At 45.1% G+C, this 2,191-nt stretch carries 1 protein-coding gene; it reads left to right on the top strand.

Annotation, left to right across the window (positions count from 1 at the left end; genetic code table 11):
* The first annotated feature begins 553 nt into the window (after positions 1-553).
* The gene (locus C7B70_RS25680) at positions 554-2,104 is read left to right on the top strand and encodes a reverse transcriptase domain-containing protein (RefSeq protein WP_106371680.1); all 1,551 of its coding nucleotides are present in this window, start codon (positions 554-556) and stop codon (positions 2,102-2,104) included.
* Positions 2,105-2,191 lie beyond the last annotated feature (87 nt).

The following is a 2,191-nucleotide window of genomic DNA, read 5'->3' as shown; positions in this document are numbered from 1 at the left end:
GTGCGATTCGTTGAATGCTAAATCGCGGTAACCAGCCCGTACATAAGCATTCCAGCCAAGACTCCCAAGTCTAGCTGAACTCTCAGAATGATGTAGGTGAAAGTCCTACCCGCCAGATTCAGGCGTGACTCCTTACCTTGACCCTAGTGACTAGGCTCGGTTCCTAGAGGCTAAAGCGGGTAACAGGGCGCAATCAGACAACTGTTATGGGTTGACACTGGCGCTAATGGGGGGTTCTCACGGTGAAACAGAGCCTAGAAAAGTAACCTATGCAGAAAGCGGGGCATAACAAAAACATCCCCGACTATATCAGAGCTAAAACCCACTGCATTTTGGCATTGATAGCAGTTTGAATCTAGGGTTTCTGATGGTTAAACTGGCTACACCTAAAAGAACAATCAATCGTCTGAGGGAACGAATAAAAACGAATCAAAGGTCTATGGGATAGTCGAATCCCAAAGTAGGTAAGACGAGATACGGAACCCCTTTGATTCGGGTAGGATGCGGCGTAATTGCCGCAAGATATTCAGAACACACTTTACGGAGTATGAGCATGATTAGACACAGCGAAAACGCTAGTGAATCCTGGAAAAAATTACCCTGGAAGCAATTTCGGCGTAACTTATTCCGCCTACAAAAGAGAGTGTTTAAAGCAGTTCAAGCAGGCGACAAGCGCAAAGCAATGTCCCTTCAAAAACTTATTCTGAAGTCCAAAGCGGCTAGATTATTGGCAATTCGCCAAGTAACTCAGCTAAATGCTGGAAAGAAAACAGCAGGTATCGACGGCAAAAAGTCCCTCACTTCTGAGGAACGCTTCGAGCTAGAGGAACTGTTGAAGGCATCTAGTAACGACTGGAAACACCAGAAACTACGTAGTATTCCCATCCCTAAAAAGGATGGTAGTACCAGAATGCTTAAAATCCCAACTATGGCGGACAGAGCGTGGCAATGCCTCGCAAAATACGCCTTAGAACCAGCACACGAAGCAACTTTTCACGCCCATAGCTACGGATTTAGACCAGGACGGTCGGCACACGATGCCCAAAAAACCCTGTTCGACAATCTAAAATCCCATGCGAACGGAATCAATAAGCGAGTTTTAGAGCTTGACATTGAGAAATGCTTCGACAGGATAAGCCACACAACCATAATGGATAACCTTATAGCCGCTAAAGGCATCAAATCAGGAATATTCCGTTGCCTAAAAGCCGGAACAAACCCTGAATTTCCAGAACAAGGTACACCGCAAGGGGGTGTGGTAAGCCCACTATTAGCAAATATCGCTCTTAACGGGATAGAGAAAGTTCACGAAAAAATAGACACTCAAGGCAGAAAAGCGTACCCCAGTGTTCGATATGCCGATGACATGGTGATAATACTCAAACCCGAAGATAACGCGGTAGAGATACTAGAACGAATTAGCCAATTTTTAGCCACAAGAGGAATGAAGGTAAGCAATAAGAAAACAAAGCTGACCGCCACGACAGATGGCTTTGACTTCCTCGGCTGGCACTTCAAAGTGCAAAGTAACGAGAAATTTAGATGTTATCCCTCAGTGGACAACTTCAAAAAACTCCGTCAGAAGGTAAAAGCAATCGTCAATTGCTCGAATTATGGGGCGAAGGTGAAAGCTGAAAAGTTAGCACCAATCGTAAGAGGCTGGAGAAATTACCACAAGTTCTGCAAGATGGATAGTGCAAGGTTCTCACTTTGGCACATCAATCACAGAACATTCAAGGTTTTTAACAAGGAAAGGAAGCTTGACTATTACTCTACCAAGAAACTAATAGATAAAGCATTTCCAAGCGTTCCCTACTCCGAAAACAGGTTCGTCAAAGTCGCAGGAAGTAAATCACCTTATGACGGGGACATAATTTACTGGAGCAAACGCAACAGTAACTTATACGACAACCACACCTCTAGAGCCTTAAAAAGGCAAAACCATACGTGCGGACACTGTGGAATGAAGTGCATCAGCGATGAGCGGGTACATCTACACCACATCGATGGGAACCATAGCAACTGGAGAAATACAAATCTAGTTGCCTTACATGAATCCTGTCACAACTATATCCACATGGGCAAAAGGGAATATCAACCCTAAGAATATCTGGGAGCCGGGTGAGGCGAAAGTTTCACGCCCGGATCTGTAGGAGAGGTGCGGGGTGTAATAGCCCCCATCGACTCTAAC

The organism is Chlorogloea sp. CCALA 695, from assembly GCF_003003885.1.
Taxonomy (GTDB): domain Bacteria; phylum Cyanobacteriota; class Cyanobacteriia; order Cyanobacteriales; family Chroococcidiopsidaceae; genus Aliterella.
This window is presented reverse-complemented; position numbering and strand designations above follow the sequence as displayed.

Coding starts and splice junctions, on each gene's coding strand:
- C7B70_RS25680 (WP_106371680.1), top strand. CDS start 554: ATGATTAGACACAGCGAAAACGCTAGTGAATCCTGGAAAAAATTACCC.